The organism is Blastococcus sp. OS1-29, assembly GCF_057628075.1.
Window position 1 is genome coordinate 45,358 of the sequence record NZ_JBXXJK010000004.1, and the last position, 17,422, is coordinate 62,779.

18 protein-coding genes and 1 riboswitch are annotated in these 17,422 nt (G+C 74.1%); of the genes, 13 read left to right on the forward strand and 5 right to left on the reverse strand.

Annotation, left to right across the window (positions count from 1 at the left end; all coding sequences use genetic code 11):
- Positions 1-133: 133 nt before the first annotated feature.
- From AC2H4J_RS11215 to AC2H4J_RS11235, 5 genes are all read left to right on the forward strand, one after another.
- A complete protein-coding gene (locus AC2H4J_RS11215; RefSeq protein WP_487464953.1) occupies positions 134-1,348 on the forward strand; it encodes an MFS transporter in 1,215 nt (404 codons plus the stop codon).
- Positions 1,345-1,773 (forward strand): rhodanese-like domain-containing protein, encoded by a 429-nt coding sequence (locus tag AC2H4J_RS11220; protein ID WP_487464954.1) that lies wholly within the window; start codon positions 1,345-1,347, stop codon positions 1,771-1,773. Before AC2H4J_RS11215 ends, AC2H4J_RS11220 begins: the two co-directional genes overlap by 4 nt.
- Positions 1,770-2,438 carry an acVLRF1 family peptidyl-tRNA hydrolase gene (locus tag AC2H4J_RS11225; protein WP_487464955.1) on the forward strand — a complete coding sequence of 223 codons (669 nt, stop codon included), beginning with the start codon at positions 1,770-1,772 and terminating at the stop codon, positions 2,436-2,438. The genes AC2H4J_RS11220 and AC2H4J_RS11225 overlap by 4 nt, the downstream gene beginning before the upstream one ends.
- Positions 2,439-2,480: 42 nt before the next feature.
- Positions 2,481-4,502, forward strand: coding sequence for a HelD family protein (locus AC2H4J_RS11230; protein ID WP_487464956.1), 2,022 nt, complete (start codon positions 2,481-2,483; stop codon positions 4,500-4,502).
- 118 nt (positions 4,503-4,620) lie between these two features.
- The gene (locus AC2H4J_RS11235; RefSeq protein ID WP_487464957.1) at positions 4,621-7,029 is read left to right on the forward strand and encodes a transglycosylase domain-containing protein; all 2,409 of its coding nucleotides are present in this window, start codon (positions 4,621-4,623) and stop codon (positions 7,027-7,029) included.
- 13 nt (positions 7,030-7,042) lie between these two features.
- Here AC2H4J_RS11235 and AC2H4J_RS11240 read toward each other — a convergent pair whose 3' ends face one another.
- Positions 7,043-8,605 (reverse strand): phytoene desaturase family protein, encoded by a 1,563-nt coding sequence (locus AC2H4J_RS11240; RefSeq protein WP_487464958.1) that lies wholly within the window; start codon positions 8,603-8,605, stop codon positions 7,043-7,045.
- Positions 8,606-8,811: 206 nt separating this feature from the next.
- Positions 8,812-8,946: riboswitch (cyclic di-AMP (ydaO/yuaA leader) on the forward strand.
- Positions 8,947-8,962: 16 nt separating this feature from the next.
- Between AC2H4J_RS11240 and AC2H4J_RS11245 the strand changes: the two genes are divergently transcribed.
- Both AC2H4J_RS11245 and AC2H4J_RS11250 read left to right on the forward strand, forming a co-directional pair.
- A complete protein-coding gene (locus AC2H4J_RS11245; protein WP_487464959.1) occupies positions 8,963-10,000 on the forward strand; it encodes a C40 family peptidase in 1,038 nt (345 codons plus the stop codon).
- 33 nt (positions 10,001-10,033) lie between these two features.
- On the forward strand, positions 10,034-10,369 hold the full coding sequence (locus AC2H4J_RS11250; RefSeq protein WP_487464960.1) for a DUF2568 domain-containing protein: 336 nt from the start codon (positions 10,034-10,036) through the stop codon (positions 10,367-10,369).
- On the opposite strand, the gene AC2H4J_RS11255 is transcribed toward AC2H4J_RS11250, so the two are convergent.
- Positions 10,338-10,892: a hypothetical protein gene (locus tag AC2H4J_RS11255; protein WP_487464961.1), complete on the reverse strand. Its 555-nt coding sequence runs from the start codon at positions 10,890-10,892 to the stop codon at positions 10,338-10,340. The two genes, AC2H4J_RS11250 and AC2H4J_RS11255, sit on opposite strands and share 32 nt — an antisense overlap.
- Positions 10,893-10,936: 44 nt before the next feature.
- Here AC2H4J_RS11255 and AC2H4J_RS11260 point away from each other — a divergent pair, with 44 nt between their 5' ends.
- The 3 genes from AC2H4J_RS11260 to AC2H4J_RS11270 are packed head-to-tail and all read left to right on the forward strand — an operon-like array spanning position 10,937 to position 13,212.
- Positions 10,937-11,503, forward strand: a complete 567-nt coding sequence (locus AC2H4J_RS11260; RefSeq protein ID WP_487464962.1) for a hypothetical protein — start codon at positions 10,937-10,939, stop codon at positions 11,501-11,503.
- 21 nt (positions 11,504-11,524) lie between these two features.
- Positions 11,525-11,851, forward strand: a complete 327-nt coding sequence (locus AC2H4J_RS11265) for a DUF3817 domain-containing protein (protein ID WP_487464963.1) — start codon at positions 11,525-11,527, stop codon at positions 11,849-11,851.
- A gap of 38 nt (positions 11,852-11,889) precedes the next feature.
- Complete coding sequence (locus AC2H4J_RS11270) at positions 11,890-13,212, forward strand: serine hydrolase domain-containing protein (RefSeq protein ID WP_487464964.1); 1,323 nt, start codon at positions 11,890-11,892, stop codon at positions 13,210-13,212.
- A gap of 4 nt (positions 13,213-13,216) precedes the next feature.
- On the opposite strand, the gene AC2H4J_RS11275 is transcribed toward AC2H4J_RS11270, so the two are convergent.
- Complete coding sequence (locus AC2H4J_RS11275; RefSeq protein WP_487464965.1) at positions 13,217-13,693, reverse strand: hypothetical protein; 477 nt, start codon at positions 13,691-13,693, stop codon at positions 13,217-13,219.
- 189 nt (positions 13,694-13,882) lie between these two features.
- Here AC2H4J_RS11275 and AC2H4J_RS11280 point away from each other — a divergent pair, with 189 nt between their 5' ends.
- Positions 13,883-15,157 carry a PASTA domain-containing protein gene (locus AC2H4J_RS11280; protein ID WP_487464966.1) on the forward strand — a complete coding sequence of 425 codons (1,275 nt, stop codon included), beginning with the start codon at positions 13,883-13,885 and terminating at the stop codon, positions 15,155-15,157.
- Positions 15,144-15,836: a hypothetical protein gene (locus AC2H4J_RS11285; RefSeq protein ID WP_487464967.1), complete on the forward strand. Its 693-nt coding sequence runs from the start codon at positions 15,144-15,146 to the stop codon at positions 15,834-15,836. Before AC2H4J_RS11280 ends, AC2H4J_RS11285 begins: the two co-directional genes overlap by 14 nt.
- 45 nt (positions 15,837-15,881) lie before the next feature.
- Here the strand turns inward: AC2H4J_RS11285 and AC2H4J_RS11290 are convergent, their stop codons facing one another.
- Complete coding sequence (locus AC2H4J_RS11290) at positions 15,882-16,427, reverse strand: hypothetical protein (RefSeq protein ID WP_487464968.1); 546 nt, start codon at positions 16,425-16,427, stop codon at positions 15,882-15,884.
- A gap of 46 nt (positions 16,428-16,473) precedes the next feature.
- Between AC2H4J_RS11290 and AC2H4J_RS11295 the strand changes: the two genes are divergently transcribed.
- Positions 16,474-16,725 (forward strand): DUF3253 domain-containing protein, encoded by a 252-nt coding sequence (locus tag AC2H4J_RS11295; RefSeq protein WP_487464969.1) that lies wholly within the window; start codon positions 16,474-16,476, stop codon positions 16,723-16,725.
- Between the two features lie 6 nt (positions 16,726-16,731).
- On the opposite strand, the gene AC2H4J_RS11300 is transcribed toward AC2H4J_RS11295, so the two are convergent.
- Positions 16,732-17,232, reverse strand: a complete 501-nt coding sequence (locus tag AC2H4J_RS11300; RefSeq protein WP_487464970.1) for an Lrp/AsnC family transcriptional regulator — start codon at positions 17,230-17,232, stop codon at positions 16,732-16,734.
- Positions 17,233-17,422: the final 190 nt, after the last annotated feature.

Consider the following 17,422-nt stretch of genomic DNA (forward strand, 5'->3'; position numbering starts at 1 on the left):
TCGACGGCGGGGGAGGACCCTTGTTGATCAGGGAACCTGATCATCAAGCGGCGGTCGATCTTCCGCAGCGGGTGGACGCGCGGTCCGTTAGCGTGAGGCCGCCCTACCGTCCGTACCGGAGGCAACCCCGCTCGTGGCCAATCCCTACCTGCAGGTGCTGCGCACCCCGCACGCCCTGCCGATGGTGGCGGCCGCGTTCATCGGGCGGTTGCCGCTGTCGATGGTCGGGCTGGGCTGCGTGCTGCTGGTCGCCTCGGAGACGGGCTCCTACGGGCTCGGCGGGGCGATCGCCGCCGTCGGCGCGGTGACCACCGCACTGGCCGGGCCGGTCATCGGCCGCCTGGCCGACAGTCGCGGTCAGCGGCGCGTGCTGCTGCCGGTGCTGTTGATCTTCGTGGTCTCCGGCGTCACCTTCCTCGCGGCGATCAAGCACGACTGGCCCCTGTGGACCGTTTTCCTCGCCGCCGGCATCTCCGGCGCCTGCATCCCACCGGTCTCCTCGATGATCCGGGTCCGCTGGACGCACCTGCTGCGCGGCGGCCGCCAACTGCCCACGGCGCTGGCGATGGAGTCCGTGGTCGACGAGTTCGTGTTCATCGTCGGGCCCGTCCTGGTGACCTTCCTGTCCACCACCGGCCACGCCACCAGCGGAGTGGTCACCGCCTTCACCCTGGCCACGGTCGGCAGCCTGCTGTTCGCGGCGCAGGCGCGCACCGAGCCGCCGCCGGGTGGGCACGAGAGCCGCTCCGGGCCGTCGGCGATGCGGACCCGGGGCCTGCGGGTGCTCTTCGTCGTCGGCGCGTCGGTTGGTGCGATCCTCGGGACGCTGGAGATCGCGCTGGTCGGGTTCGCCGACCAGGTGGGGGCCCGGTCGATGTCCGGCGTCCTCATCGCCGCGCTCGCTCTCGGCTCGATGGCCAGCGGCATCGGGTGGGGCACGGTGCACTGGGAGGTGCCGCTGCGCCGGCGGCTCGCCTGGGTGCTGGTCCTGCTGACCCTGTGCAGTCTGCCGCTGCTCATGGTCCACGACATCTGGGTGATGGTCCCGTTCGTCGCACTCGCCGGCGTGGCCGTCTCGCCGTCCCTGATCAGCTCGTTCACCCTCGCCGAGGGGCTCGTGCCACGGGCGGTGGTCACCGAGGCGTTCACCTGGATCGGGACGGCGCTAGGTCTCGGGGTGGCCGTCGGCGCCTCGGTCTCGGGGAAGATCGTCGACGTGGCGGGCGCCAACGCGGCGTTCGTGGTGGCCACCGTCGCCGCCGCGGTGGCCGCGATCGTGGTCGCCCTGGGCCAACGGTTCCTGCGCGTACCCGCCGAGCACGCGGCCGAGCCGGCATTGGCGCTATGACGCAACCCCCGCCTCCCCCCGGCGCCCGGACGATCGACGAGCTGCTGGCGACGGTCCGCGCCCGGATCGACCGGGTCCACCCGATCGACGTGCCCGCGCGCCTGGCCGCGGGCGCCCTGCTCGTCGACACCCGCCCGTGGGAGCAACGCTGCCGGGACGGCCTGGTGCCGGGGGCCGTCGTCGTCGACCGCAACGTGCTCGAGTGGCGCCTGGACCCGGCCAGTCCGCACCGCATCCCCCAGGTCACGGGCTACGACCTCGAGGTGGTCGTCCTCTGCAACGAGGGCTACAGCTCCAGCCTGGTCGCGGACACCCTGCGATCGCTCGGGCTCGCGCGCACCGTCGACGTCATCGGTGGTTTCGTGGCCTGGGTGGCGGCCGGCCTGCCCACCGTCGCGGCCACGGCGGAGGACCTCGCGGCGTGACCCGCGCCCGCCCCGCGGCCGGCGGCGGACGCCGCCTGGGCGTGCCGCCCGAACGGCTCGGCCGATGGCTGGACGGCGTCGCCGACCGGCACGGCGCGTTCGCCGAGGTGACCCTCGCCTACGGCCGGGTGCACGTCACCTGCGCGGACACCACGACGCTCACCCTCGAACCGCCGTTCGGCTGGACGCCGGGGCCGGCGCTGCTCACGTCCCTGACCACGGCCGCGCGCGAGCCCCATCGGGCCGCGGTGTTGCTCGTCCGCCGGGGACGGTGGGCGGTCGGGCTGTTCGACGGCGACCAGCTGGTCGTGTCGAAGGTCGACGCCCGCCAGGTCCAGGGGCGAACGGCGGCCGGCGGGTGGTCGCAGCAGCGGTTCGCCCGGCGTCGTGGGAACCAGACCGATGCCGTGGTCGAGCACGCGGTCGAGACGGCGGTGCGGGTGCTGCTGCCGCACGCCGCCTCAGTGGCCGCGCTGTTCACCGGCGGTGACCGCGGCCTGGTCGACGAGGTGCTGGCCGACCGCCGGCTGGCACCGCTGGCGGCGCTGCGCCGCGAGCCCGCGCTGGACGTCGGCGACCCGACGAAGGCCGTGCTGCTGGAGACCCCGAAGCAGTTCCGCGCCGTCGCCGTCCACATCGTCGAGCCCGGCGACCGCGACGGTTAGTGCACCAACCGTCGCGGGGGGACGGCGTAACGTGCACCGATCGTGTCCCCGGATCCCGTCCTCGAAGCCGAGCGTGCCCACCTGGCCCGTGCGGCCGAGTGCCTGACCGCGATGCGCGCCGCCGCCACCGCGGTGGTCGACGCCGGCGTGGATGCGTGGGCCTCCGAGCGGCTCGGCGCCGCCCGCGCGGAACGCCTTCGCCACCTGGCCGCCGACCCCGGCGTGCCACCGTTCTTCGGCCGCACGGACACCCTGCCGGCGGACGGAGTGAGCGAGACCTTCCACATCGGACGGCGACACGTCCGCGATGCCGTCGGCGATCCGGTCGTCATCGACTGGCGGGCGCCGATGAGCCGGCCGTTCTACCAGGCCAGCGCCGTCGAACCGCAGGGGTTGCGGCGCCGCCGCCGGTTCGGGTTCGCGGGCGGGGAGCTGACCGGCTACGAGGACGAACTCCTGGCCGCCGGCGACCAGGCGGAGAGCCGGTTCCTCCGGGAGGAGATCGAGCGGCCCCGCAGCGGTCCGATGCGCGACATCGTCGCCACGATCCAGCCCGACCAGGACGACATCGTCCGCGCCCCGCTGAGCGAGTCGATCTGCGTGCAGGGCGCACCCGGCACCGGCAAGACGGCGGTCGGGCTGCACCGCGCCGCGTATCTGCTCTACACGCACGGCGGGCAGCTGGCCCGGTCCGGCGTCCTCGTGGTCGGCCCGAACCGGGCCTTCCTGCGCTACATCGAGGAGGTGCTGCCCACGCTGGGCGAGGTCGAGGTGGCCCAGACGACGGTCGCCGGGCTGACCGCGCGGGTGCCGGTCCGGGCGGTGGATGCGCCGGACGTCGCCGTCCTCAAGGGGGATGCGCGGATGGCCGAGGTGCTGCGCCGGGCGCTGTGGGGCGAGATCGCGAAGCCGGTCGACTCGATCCAGGTGCCGCTGGCCGGGCGGAGGTACCGGGTGACGGTCGAGCGGCTGAAGCGGTACGTGGACGACGTCCGCCGCCGGGGCCGCGCCGAGGACGACCAGCAGCTGCTGCACTACGCGGCCGGGCGCGAGCGGCTGGCCATGCTGGTCGCGGAGGATGCGCGCCGCCAGAAGGAGGAGGCCGGCGGCAGCCCGAGCGACGCCGAGACCGGCAAGGCCGCCCGCAGCGCCGAGGTGCGCGCCTTCTGCGAGGAGGTGTGGCCGGCCCGCGACGCCACCGGGCTCGTGCACGATCTCTGGACCGATCCCGACCGGCTGGCCCGCGCGGCGCGCGGCATCCTGACCGACGAGGAGCGGGCGTTGCTCCGCCGGCCGGCGACTCCGCGGTCGGTGCGCGCCGCGCCATGGACCGAGGCGGACGCCGTCCTCGTCGACGAGGTCGCCGGCCTCCTGGACCGCACTCCCGGGTACGGGCACGTCGTCGTCGACGAGGCCCAGGACCTCTCGCCCATGCAGTGCCGTGCGGTGGCCCGCCGGCTGGCCGCGGGATCGCTCACGGTGCTCGGCGACCTGGCGCAGGCCACCAGCCCGTGGTCACCGTCGGACTGGCAGCAGACACTCGCCGGCCTGGGCCGCCCCGACACCGTCGTCCGCCCGCTGACCAGGGGTTACCGCGTGCCGGGCGAGGTCCTCGACTTCGCGAACCGGCTGCTCCCGCACATCGCCCCGGGGCTGCCCGCCGCGACCGCGATCCGGTCCGAACCCGGCGCGCTGACCATCCGTCCGGTGTCGACCCTCGGGCCGGCGCTCGCCGACGTGGTGGCCGGGCTGCGGGCCGTCCCGGGGTCGATCGGGATCGTCTGCGCCGATACCGCCCTTCCCGAGGTGACCGGTCTGCTGGCCGCCGCCGGGGTGCCCGCCGGTGCGCTCTCCGACGACGGCGCCGACGTCCCCGCGGTCGCGGTCGTGCCGGCGACCCTCGCGAAGGGGCTCGAGTTCGACGCGGTCGTGGTCGTGGACCCCGCCGCGATCGTGGCCGCCGAACCGCGGGGTCTGCACCGGCTGTACGTCGTCCTCACGCGCGCCGTCAGCACCCTCGTCGTGCTGCACCGGTCGGACCTCCCAGCACCCTTGACGCTCTGACCACGCGCTTCCCACCTGCCCGTTCCGTTCCGTCACGGGGCGGCTACGGACGGCGCGGGGGATTGTGAGCCTCCCGGTTCTCTGTTGAGGTGAGCTCCGGATTCCGACGGGAGGGCCGGTGAGTTCGTTCGTGCAGAGCTCGTCATGGCATGGCGTCCGCACGCTGCTCAAGCTGGCCCTCAGCACGGTGCTGGCCGGTGCCCTCCTCGCCGGTGTGCTGCTCCCCTGGGTGGGCGGGCCGGCACTCCTGGCCGCCGAGTCGTCGAGCCTGCTCGGCGACGCCCCGGTCGAGCTGACCGACGAGCCGCCGCCGGGCAACACCACCCTGCTCGCGGCCAACGGCGAGGTGATCACCTCCTTCTACGAGCAGAACCGCGCCCCGGTGGCCGGCGACCAGATCGCGCCGGTGATGAAGAACGCCATGGTGGCCATCGAGGACGCGCGGTTCTACGAGCACAACGGCCTGGACGTCGAGGGCACGGTGCGGGCCCTCGTGAAGAACATCGCGGCCGGTGAGGTGCAGGAGGGCGGCTCGACGCTCACCCAGCAGCTGGTCAAGCAGACGCTGCTGCAGTCGGCCAAGAGCCCGGAGGACCGGGACGCGGCGATCGAGGAGTCGGTCGGCCGCAAGCTGCGCGAGGCACGACTGGCCCTGGCGCTCGAGGAGACCTACACCAAGGACGAGCTGCTCACCCGGTACCTCAACATCGTCTACTTCGGGCAGAACGCCTACGGCATCCAGGCCGCCGCGCGTGCCTTCTTCAGCGTCGACGCCGCGGCCCTGAACCTCCCCCAGGCGGCCCTGCTCGCCGGGCTGGTGCAGAGCCCCACGCACGACAACCCGTTCCTCACGCCCGAGGGCGCCACCGTGCGGCGCAACCAGGTGCTCTCGCGGATGGCGGCGCAGCACTACATCACGCCGGCGGAGAAGGACGCGGCGATCGCCGCCCCGCTCGGCCTCGCGCCGGCGCCGGCGCCGCGCCGCGGGTGCGTCGAGGCCAGCGTCGGGCCCTACGTCTGCGACTTCGTGCAGCGGTACCTGATCCAGGACCTGCACCTCACCCAGGCCCAGCTCGAGCACGGTGGCTACACCATCCAGACCACGCTCGACCCCGAGCTGCAGCGCTCCGGCGACGCCGCCGTCCTGAACACGCTGCCGCTGGAGGACAACCGGGTCGCCACCTTCAACGCCGTCGAGCCCGGCACCGGGCACCTGCTGGCGCTCAGCGTCAACCGGATCTTCGGCTACGACCGCACCGACCCGCGGCAGGAGTCCTACAACCTCAACTGGGCGCCCAGCCGCGGGGCGGGGTCGACCTACAAGGTGTTCGTCGCCGCGGCCGCGCTGGCGCGCGGTTACTCGACGTCCTACACGCAGACGACCTCGGATCCCTACATCTCGCGGGTCTACAAGAAGGACGGCGGTCCGTGGCCGGTCTCCAACGCCGGCCACTACCGGGCGACGCTGGACCTGACCACCGCGCTCTACCAGTCGTCCAACACCTACTTCGTCGCGCTCGAGGACGCGCTGGGCAGCGTCGAGGAGCCGGTGCACATGGCCGAGAAGATGGGCCTCTACCAGTTCGGGCCGGCCGACCTGGCCCAGAAGACCATCGACGAGAACCGCGGGGCGTTCACGCTAGGGCCGGACGCGACCAGCCCGCTGGCGCTCGCCAGCGCGTACTCGACGCTGGCCGCCGGCGGCACCCAGTGCGACGTCAACCCGGTGACCGGGATCCTGGACGCGCACGGGCAGCCGCTGAAGGACTCCGCCGGTCACCTCGTCGCGACCGGCGACCGGTGCACCCCCGAGGCGATCCCGCCCGGCGTCGCGAACACGCTGAACCAGATGCTGCGCAAGGACGTCGAACCCGGCAATCCCGGCCAGACCGCCTCGCGGGCGTACGTCCCCGGCCACCAGATCGCCGGCAAGACCGGCACGACGCAGAACAACTGGTCGGTGGCCTTCGTCGGCTACACCCCGGAGATCACCGCGAGCGTCATGGTCTTCGACCCGAAGGAGAACCGGGACGTCGGTGGCTTCGGCGGTGGCAAGGGTGCGACGGTCTGGCACGACGCGATGGCGCCGATCCTGCAGGCGCGGGGGAGCGGGGTGTTCCCGCCGGCCGACCCGGCCGTCGTCAACGGCAACACGAAGCCCGTGCCCGGCTGCTCCACGGTGAGCCAGTGCCGCAGTGTGCTGATCGCCGCGGGGTTCCAGACCGCGACGGCGAACGTCGACAGCGACAAGCAGGACGGCGAGCTCGTCGGCACCAGCCCGCCGCGCGGTGGCCGGGCGGTTCCCGGTCAGCTCGTCACGATCCTGGTCAGCAACGGCTCGGCGTACACCGAGCCCGCGCCCGAGACCACGCCGCCCACCCAGGGTGCCGACCCTCCGGTCGGGGGCCCCGTCGAGCCACCCGTGTCACCCGGCACGCCCGACCAGCCGGTGGCGCCCGCGCAGCCGCCTGGGCCGGGGCGCGGCCAGGGACCACAGCCCGGTCGGACGCCGCCGGGCCAGGGCTGAGACTCCTCCCGCGTCAGCCGAGGTCGAGCAGGTGGCGTGCCGCGGCGTAGCCGCCGAGCCCGCTCACGGCGCCGCCCCGGACCGTGCCGCCGGAGGACGCGGCGACGATCCGCGGGTGTGCGGTGCTGACCCCCCACCCCCCGACCTCCTCCGGCGTGCGGGCGACCGGCCACGCCAGGTCACCGTGGAAGATGTGGCCGCCGGGCATGGCCAGGGACTCCTCGACGTCCAGCGGCGAGGCCGCCTGCAGGCACGGGTCGCCGTGCGCGTCGCGCGCCAGGCAGTCCAGCAGCGGCTCCTCCAGGTGCGCGTCGAGCTGGGCGACCACCCGCCGCACCGCTTCGCGGCGGGTCCCGACCGGGTCCGCGCGGTAGAGCTCGGCGGGCGTGTGCAGACCGAACAGGGTCAGCGTGTGCTGCCCGGTGGCCCGCTCGACCGGGCCGAGGATCGAGGGGTCGGCGAGGGTGTGGCAGTACACCTCGAACGGGATCACGTCGGGCAGCCGCCCGGCCGCGGCCTGGGCATGGGCGGCGTCCAGCTGGCCGGCCGCCTCGTCGACGTGGAACGTGCCGGCGAAGGCCGTGCCCGGGTCCGCGCCGGACCGCAGCCGGGGCAGCCGGGCGAGGACCATGTTGATCTTCAGCTGCGAGCCCGACGGCCGCGGGCCGGGCTCCGCGCCGGTCAGCTCGGCCAGCACGGCGGGCGCGGCGCCGCAGACGACGTGTGCCGCCTCGACCGACCGCTCGGTGCCGTCGTCGTCGGTCCAGTGCACCCTGACGCCGTCCGGACGCGGATCGACGTGCGTCACGGTGGCACGGGTGACGAGCTCCGACCCGCCTCGGCGCGCCGCGGCTGCCATGGCCCCGCTCACCGCGCCCATGCCGCCGACCGGTACCCGCCAGCGGCCGGTGCCGTTGCCGATCAGGTGGTAGAGGAAGCAGCGGCCGGCGAGTCCGTCCGCCGCGTGCACGTCGGCGAAGGTCCCGATCAGGCCGTCGGTCAGCGCGATCCCGCGGACGACGTCGTCGGTCAGGTGGTCGGCGACCACGTCGGCCAGCGGGCGCTCCCGCAGGTCGTGCCACAGCTGTGGGTCCCGCAGGCGGCCGGGCACGTCGTCCGCGGCGAGCAGCGGCTCGGTGAGCGTGGGCGCGAGGTCCTCGGCGAGCGTCGCCAGGCGGCGGTAGAAGCGTTGCCAGCCGGCGAACTCCGCGTCGTCGCCGGTGAGCGCGCGGAAGGACGTCGCGGTGGCCGGGCCCTCGTCCCGCTCCACCAGCAACCCGGCCGGCCGGCCCGCACGCACGGTCGTGGTGTAGGACGCCACGGCCCGGTCGGCCAGCCGCACGTCGAGCCCGAGGTCGGTCACGATGCGGTCGGGCAGCAGGCTGACCAGGTAGGAGTAGGCCGACAGCCGGACGTCGACGCCCTCGAAGACCTGCCGGCTGACCGCGGCCCCGCCCACCTGGGCGGCGCGTTCCAGGACCAGCACCGACCGGCCGGCGCGGGACAGGTACGCCGCCGCCACGAGGCCGTTGTGGCCGCCGCCGACCACCACCACGTCGTACCTGCTGCCTGTCATCGAAAGACCGTATCCGGACCCCACGAGCGGCGATCAGGGCGCTTACCAGGGCAGTCCGACAGAACCGTCTCCTGTGCCCAGAAAAAACCGACAAATAACATCTCTGTCATTGTCACGGCTCGGTAACACAGTTACGGTCTGTGTGTCCGTCGGGGCAATCAGTCACTGCCTGAGTGGCACCCCGAGGACGCCGTCGAGCCGGCCGTTCGCACCTCGTGCGGAGACCGGACCGGGGACCCAGGGCAGTACTGGGGTGCAGTGCGGGGACCGCCAGCCCTCGCACCGGGCGATCTCCCGCCTGAACCCGTCAGCTAACCCGGTAGGCGGCTTCTGGATGAGAAACGGAGCCGCCGCGTCATGGCGACCCCCCTCGGCCGCACGCCGGCCCGCCTCGCCCGCGCCGGTCTGGCCGTCGCCGGCGTCGTCGGCGTCCTGCTCGCCGCGGCCCCCGCCCAGGCCGCGCCGGGCACCTCGGCCGAGGCCGCCGGCATGGTCGCCGCCCGCGCCCACGAGCTCGAGGTCGTCACCGAGCAGTTCAACGAGGCCCGCGCCACGCTCGACACCCAGCGCGCCGCCGCCGAGGCAGCGACGGCCACGCTGCAGCAGGCAGCCGCCACGCTCGGCGCCGCGCAGCAGCAGGTGCGCGGCATCGCCCGCTCCGCGTGGACCGGCGAGGGGCTGAGCTCGTTCCAGGCACTCATGACCAGCGACTCCGCCGATGACTTCGTCGACCGGATGTCGACGCTGCAGCTCGTCGCCGGGCACCAGTCCCAGGTCCTCCAGTCAGCCGCCGCTGCGAACGTCGCCGCCGCGCAGGCACAGGCCCAGGCCCAGGACGCGGCCGCCACCGCGAAGGCGACCTACGACAAGGTGGCCGCCCAGCAGGCCGACCTGAAGAAGCAGGTCGCCGAGTACCAGGCGGTCTACGACCGGCTCAGCGCGGCCGAGAAGCGCGCCGCGGCCGAGGCGACGCCGGGCCGGGCCAGCCGGTCGGCCGACCGCGAGGCCGCCGCCCCCAGCGGCCCGGTGGTGGCCAGCAGTGACGCGGCGCAGGTCGCGATCGACACCGCGATGGCCCAGCGCGGCAAGCCCTACGTCTGGGCGGCCGGCGGGCCGGGTTCCTTCGACTGCTCGGGGCTGACGGCGTACGCCTACCGTGCCGCCGGCGTCAGCCTGCCGCACTCCAGCGCCCTGCAGTCCACGATGGGGCAGGCCGTCAGCCGCGCCAACCTGCAGCCCGGCGACCTGGTCTTCTTCTACAGCCCGGTCAGCCACGTCGGCATCTACATCGGCAACGGTCAGATGGTGCACGCCCCGACGACCGGTGACGTCGTCAAGGTTGCCAGCGTGGACTCGATGGGCGGCTTCGCCGGCGGACGACGGATCGCCGCCTGACGCCGGGACCCCACTGCGGGGCAGGCTGGGCCCATGACGCAGGCCTGGAACTGGCTGTGGCTGGCGGTCGCGTTCCTCGCGGAACTGGCCGCGCTGGCGGCGTTCGCCGTCTGGGGCTGGTCGGCGGTCGACCCGACGGCCTGGCGGCTGGTCCTGGCCGTGGCTGCCCCAGCCGTGGCCGGCGTGCTGTGGGGCGTGTTCGCCGCTCCACGTGCGCCGGTCCAGGTCCCTGCGCTGACGGTGCTGGTGAAGGTCGTCGTGTTCGGCGCCGCGGTCCTGGCCTTGTTCGCCACCGGCCACCCCGTGCCGGCGGTCGTCCTGGCCGCCGCCGCGCTGCTCAGCTCCCTGCTGTCGGCTCCGCCGTCCTGACCTGGAGCAAGAGACCCCACACGAAGGCCGCCCGCACGTCGCCGGGCAGCAGGACGTCCTGCCGGGTCGGCACCCCCGGCCCGAGGTGTCTCGCTCCGGGCACCGTGATGACGTCGTCCAGGACGTGCTGCCAGACCCGCAGGTCTCGCGCGGTTGCAGGCGGGACCGGCGACCCGGGCGCCCGCGCGAGCTGCTCGTTGAGCACGGCACCACCGGGGCCGCTCAGCACCTCCCAGTAGAGATACGGCCACAGCGGCAACGGCCACCGGCGCACCTGGACATCGAGATCGCCGAACCGCCGGTCCTCGAGTTCCTCGGGGGGGCCGAGAACCGCCGTCCGGAGAGCCAGCCCTCGTGGGGCGCGGCGGGAGTGCTGGAGCGCCTGCCAGCGGGTGTGAGCGGCATGAGCCTCCGCACGGGTCGCGCGCAGCTGGGGGAGCGCGTCGGCGACCAGGTCGGGCCGCAGGTCGGCCATCCGGCGCAGCAGCACGAGGCAGAACTCGCGCCGCGCCAGACCCCGCACGTGCCCGACCTTGCCACCTTGCCGTCCCCTGCCAGGATCACGGGGTGCTGATCAGCAGGGTCACCGCCGAGGGCATGGCGGACGGTTCCGTCACGCTCGCCTTCCGCCGCTGGGACCGCCCGCGCGTGCGGCCCGGGAGCACCCAGCGCACGGTTGTGGGCGTGGTCCGCTTCGACACGGTCGAGCCGATCGACCCGGCGACCCTGACCGAGGACGACGCCGCGCGGGCCGGCGTCCGCTCGCTCGCCGCCCTGCTGAAACTGCTCGACCGCCGCGACGGTGCGCACGTGTACCGGATGGAGGTCTCCTTCGCGGGAGCCGACCCCCGGGTGGAGCTGCGGCAGCAGGCCGCGCTGTCGGAGGAGGACCGGCTCGCCGTCGACCGGCGACTCGACCGCCTCGACTCCGCCCGCGGGACCCCCTGGACCCGTCAGGTGCTGGCGCTGATCGCCGAACGGCCCGGGGTGCGGGCGCCGGACCTGGCGGCCTCCCTGGGCCGCGAGACCCAGCCGTTCAAGATCGACGTCCGCAAGCTCAAGGAACTGGGGCTCACCCACAGCCTGGCCGTCGGGTATGAAATCTCACCCCGCGGGCGGGCCTACCTGGGCTGAGGGGTCGGGGAGGATCGGGGGGTGACTCCCCGTACCGTCGCCACCGCCTTCCGCATCGTCGCCGTCGCCGAGGCCTGCTCCTGGATCGGCCTGCTGGCCGGCATGTTCGTCAAGTGGATCCTGAAGGCCTCCGAGGTCGGCGTGCACGTCTTCGGCCCGATCCACGGCGCGATCTTCGTCGCCTACGTCGTCGTGGCCCTGGTGACGAGCCGGGTGTTGCGGTGGTCGCCGCGGACGACGGTCCTGGCGCTGATCTGCTCCGTCCCGCCGCTGGCCACCGTGTGGTTCGAGCGCCTGGCCACGCGCAACGACCGGCTGCCCCGCCAGCAGGCCGTTCCCGCCGCCTGACCGCCCCGGGCGCGGCCGGCCTCGCTACCGTCGCGGTCATGCCCGAGCCCGTCCTGCCCTCGACCGCCCGCACGCTCCTGGCGCGCACCGCCCGTGCGCAGCGGGAGGGGCGCGCACCGAGTCTGGTCGCGGGCGTCGTGCGGGACGGCGGGCTCGCCTGGTCGGCCGGGCGCGGCGACGTGCCGGAGCCGCACACCGACGTCCAGTACCGGCTCGGCTCGATCAGCAAGACCGTCACCGCCGTCGTCGTGATGCGGCTCCGCGACGAGGGGCTGCTGCACCTGGACGACATGCTCGACCGGCACCTGCCCGGTACACCGCTGGGTGACCGCACGATCGGCCAGTTGCTGTCCCACCTCGCCGGCGCCTCGGCGGAGAGCCCCGGCGGGTGGTGGGAGCGCACTCCGGGCGGCACGCTCGACGACCTCGGACTGGCGGAGAAGGACGTCGTCCTCGGCGCCGCGCGACGGTTCCACTACTCGAACCTGGGGTTCGGCCTGCTGGGAGAGCTGGTCGCCCGGCTGCGCGGCAGCTCGTGGGAGGACGCCGTGGCCGCGGAGGTGCTCGCACCGCTGGGGATGACGCGCACGACGCCGCGCCCCGTCGCCCCGGCGGCCGAGGGGCACGCGGTCCATCCCTGGGCCGACGTCGTGCTGCCCGAGCCCGAGCACCACGCCGGCGTCATGGCCGCGGCCGGACAGCTGTGGGCGACGCTGACCGACCTCGGCCGGTTCGCCGCCTTCCTGCTGGGCGACACGGGGGACGTGCTGAGGCCGGCGACGCTCGACGAGATGACCGTTCCGGCCGGGGTCGACTCCTCCGCCGTCGGCTGGGCCGCCTACGGGCTCGGCCTGCAGGTGCTGCGCGTCGACGGGCGCACCCTGGTCGGCCACGGGGGCTCCATGCCCGGATTCCTGGCCGGGGTGTTCGTCGACCGCGAGGAGCAGACCGGCGCGGTGTCGCTGGCCAACACGACGACCGGGCTGGACAACGTCGTCTTCGGACTGCTGGAGGACCTGCGCGCGGCCGAACCGCGGATCGCCGAGCCGTGGACGCCGTCGCCGTCCCCGGTGCCACTGGGCCGGCTCGGGGTCTGGTTCTGGGGTCCGGGCGCGTACGTGCTGCGGTCGATCGGCGGCGGCCTGCTCCACCTGGGTCCGCTGCCGGGGCGCGTCGGCCGCGCCAGCCGGTTCGTCCGCCGGGAGGACGGCACCTGGGTCGGGCTGGACGGCTACTACGCCGGCGAGCCGCTGACGATCGCCGACGACCACCTCGACCTGGGCACGTTCGTCTTCACCCGCACCCCGTACGACCCCGACGCGCCGGTGCCGGGCGGGGTCGACGAGCGCGGCTGGCGCTAACGGGTCACCGCGGCCCGAGAGCGTCCAGGGTCCGGGTCATCACCGCACCGTAGGCCAGGTGTGGCACCAGGTCGCTGATCCAGTCGACCGCCGACCAGGTGCGCGGGTCGGTGACACCCAGGACGGTCATCGGCCCGTTCGTCGACACCAGGACGGCTGCCGTGGTCACCAGCGGGCCGGCCCTGAACCCCAGGGCCCGCGCCAGCCCGAACCCGCTGCCGACGCCCACCCCGGCGACCAGGCCGGTCAACGCGCCGAGCCCCTCGACGCGGCTCGCCCGCCGGTCGCCCTGGCCCGGGATCGACAGGTGCGCCGTCTCGGCCAGCCGCTCCACCGTGCGCTGTGGGGTCGAGCTCGGCGGGCGGCCGCGCAGCGCCATGTCGATGTAGGTGACCACGTTGAGCGCCGTCGTCCCGGCGGCGCCGGCCGCCGCACCCCGGAGCACCCAGCCCACCAAGCCGGAACCGCCCTCAGTCGCCATAGGCGCTGCCTACCCCTCGCATTCTTCGGCAACCGGGCGTCCGAGCATCTGGCCGATCACGCCTGCCGCAGGTCCCGGCAGAGCCGGAACAGAGGCGGGACGAAAGTCGGTTCCTTCCCCTCGCCCCGGCTCTGACACTGTCCGTGGGGGAAGCGAATGGCGCGTGATCGATCGGCAGCGGTAGCGGCGGTGACGGCCGCCGTGCTGCTGCCGATGGCCCTGATTGCCGTACCGTCGCCGGCTGCCGCGGTCCCCGATCACACCACCCCGCGGCTCCAGGTCGTGCCGACGGAGACCGGGGTTCCGGCGACGGTCGTCGCCACCGGAAGTTGTCCGGCGACCGATCAGAACGGCTCCGAGTTCGAGATCACCTACATCTACCCCCAGGAGGCGCAACTGGCCTTCCCGGCGGCGGGTGTGGACTCGATAGACGTGAAACTCGACTCCGGAGGCGAGTTCCTGGAAGAGCAGCACTTCTCGTTGCCCGAGACGCTGGCCCCCGGCACCTACACCACCACGCTGACCTGTCCGCACGGTCCCTACAGCACGACCGACACGGCCGTCGCCGCTGTGACGGTCCCGCCGCCCATCGACCCCACGCTCGCGCTGAACCCTTCCAGTACCCGCGTCGGGCAGGACGTGACGGCGACCGGGACCTGTCCGACGTCCAGCGAGGAGGTCACCCTCCTCCTGGAGGGAGCTGTGGTGGGGCGCGTGAGGGTCCGCCCGGACGGGCAGTTCGGGCCTGCCGGCTTCAGCGTGCCCGACCTGTCGCCCGGCCCGCACCGCGTCAGTACGTCCTGCGGCGGAGGGCAGGACCTGACCGTGGTGGCGGTCGTCCCGCCTTCGCCCTCGACGTCGTCCCGGAACCCGACCGTGCCGCCGGCCCCACCGTCGCGGACCTCCTCCTCGTCGCCGGCCTCCTCGTCCCCGAGCGCTCCACCCGTCGCCCAGGTCGCGGTCCCGGACCTGTCCGGCCTCACGGAGGCGCAGGCACGCGACCGCCTGAGGGATGCCGGGTTGGTCCTCGCCGACCGCGAAGGGAGCGGACGGGTCAGTCGACAGAGCCCGCCGGCAGGCACGCTGACGACGCCGGCGAGTCCTGTCCGCATCGTCCTGGCCGCCGAGAGCCGGCCGACGACGAGTCGCGCGCCGTTGCTGATCGCGGCGGTCGGTCTCCTCGTCGCGGTGGCGACCATGTCGGCTTTCCTGTGGCGGGGCCGGCGATGGCGGCGCGAGCGTCGCTGGCTGGACCACGTGTCTGCCCGGCTGGTGGAGCCGCGCCCGTCCCGGGAGTTCTCGGGGACCCCGATCGGTGACGCGCCGGGTGTGAGTCTGCGCCTTCACGTCCGGTCCGCATCCGGCGCGCAGCAACTCCAGGAGGTGCACCGTGCCCGAAACGGCGCTCACGACCCCGGCTACGACGAGGTTCCAGACCTCGCTGGCGACGGTGCCCACCGTTGAGCTGAGCTATCCGACAACGCTGTGGCGAGTGGCGTGCCAGGGGGTCGATGCCGACGAGGTCCTGTCGGCGATCGCCCGCCGCCTTCCGCCGGGGGGACTGACTGCCGAGCGCGTGCGCCGGCACTTCTCCCTCCGGGATACGACCCTGCGACTGCTGGACAGTCGGGTGCTGCACGCCGCCCTCGGCTGCTTCCACCAGGACGTCGCCGGCCCGCTCGCCGCGGGACTCGCTGCCTACCAGCGGGTGGTCGATGCCGCGCGGGAGACGCTGGAGGACACCGGCGATCAGGAGGTGACCGTCGTCCTGCTCGATCCCCACCCGGTGACGTGGGCCGATCCGTTCGAGGTTGCGCTCTCCGCCGACCATGAGGAGATCGCCGCGTTTCCCTTCTGCCTGCGCGTGGGCGTGAATCTCGGCGAGACCTCCCTGGTCGTGCGCCGCGGCGCGATCGAGACGGTCGTCTGCGCACTTGCGTCCCTGGCCGCCTCCTTGACGTTCGCTGAGATCACCCCGCCGTTGTGGGCGCCAGAGCCCCGGCCGGTGTCGGTGCGACTCGTGATCCGGCCCCCGCTGAGGGTGCCGCTCCCGCCGACGGCGGCCCCGGATGAGGTCGCCGCCACCCCGCGCGCCGCCGAGCTGCCCCCGGTGCCTGCACCCAGGCATCGCCAGGTGTACTGACAGTCAGGCCGTCGCGCGGGGCGCCCCTCCGGGCCCCCCGTGTGGTCAGCGGGAGGACTTCGCGATCTGCGCCGGCTCGTCCCCGTACTCGGCGCGCGCGCTCCCGCCGGGGGTGTACGTGATGCGGATCGGTCCCTCGGGAAGGCCGGTGACCGTGGCGACGACCGGGCGCAGCCGAGGTACGGCGACCTCTTCACGCAGGAACCGCCCGACCCGCTGCAGCACGGCGTCGACCCCACCCGCGCGGAAGGAGTGCTGGGCGCCGTCGATCGACACGACCGCGGAGCGCCGCCCGGAGAACCGGACCAGGGCGTGGACCGGCGGACCCCACTCCGCGCGCAGCACCCGGCGCTCCTCGGCGATCCGGGCGCGGTGGGCCGGAATCACCCGGCGCACCTGCAGATCCAGCAGGGCCTGCGCGCCCGCCGCGTCCACGCCGTAGGCGTCGACGAGGCGGGCGATGGCGTCGTCGTCGTCCACGGCCTCGAGGAGGATGCCGATCAGGCGAACCGGATCGGCCAGGGCCGTGTCCAGGGCGTCGAGGATCGACAGGCGTTCGTGGCGACCGTCGTCGAACGGGAGGGGCGACACGCGTGGAGCATCCCCCGTGCCCCGGTGCGTGGCTAGCCTCGACGGCATGGACGACGTCGACGCCCGCCTGGAGCGCGCGATCGACGCGCTGCTCGACGACCGGCGGGCGGGCGCGTCGATCTGCCCGTCGGAGGCCGCGCGCGCCGTCGACCCCGAGGGCTGGCGCGAGCTGATGCCGGCCGCCCGGGCCGCCGCGGGCCGGCTCGCCGCCACCGGCGCCGTCGAGGTCACGCAGCGCGGGGACGTCGTCGACGTCGGAAGCGCCACGGGTCCGGTGCGGGTGCGGCGTCCCCGCTGACCGCGCTCAGTCCGCGTCGGACGCGGGGCGCAGCGGGGCCCCGCCGGCCGCCCGCTCGAGCAGTGGCGCGAGCCGGTGGTCGACGAAGCGGCGCAGGGCGAGCGCGGTGTCGGTGCGCTGCACGCCCGGGATGGCCAGCACCTGCTCGGTGATCCGCCACAGGTCGTCGGCGTCCCTGGCCACCACCTCGACGAGCAGGTCGACCACACCCGAGAGGCCGGTGACCTCGATGACCTCGGGGATGTCGGCCAGCGCCTCGCTCACCTCGGCCAGGCTGCGCTGCATGACGGTGACGGTCATGTACGCGCCGAGCCGGTAGCCGAGGGCCTCGGGACGGATCCGCCGGTCCAGCGGCGCCAGGACGTCGTTGCTCTCCAGCCGGGACAGCCGCGCCTGCACCGTGTTGCGCGCCAGACCGAGCCGCTGGGACAACGCCATCACGCTCGCGCGGGGGTCCTCGGCCAGGGCGAGCAGCAGTCGCGCATCGGTGGCGTCGACCTCAGGCATGCTGCTCAGTCTGACATGCAAGGACGTCCTACTAGTGCTCTTTCTGCGCAATCACTTCGAGGGATCTTGCGCAGATCGGTTGTGGGGTGGTGTTGTCGCGTGCGCGGGGTGTCGTGTCAGGATGTGTGAGTGGCACCACACCCCGGTGCCCGCACGTCCAGTACCCGCGGCCCGTCGGCGACCCCGGCAG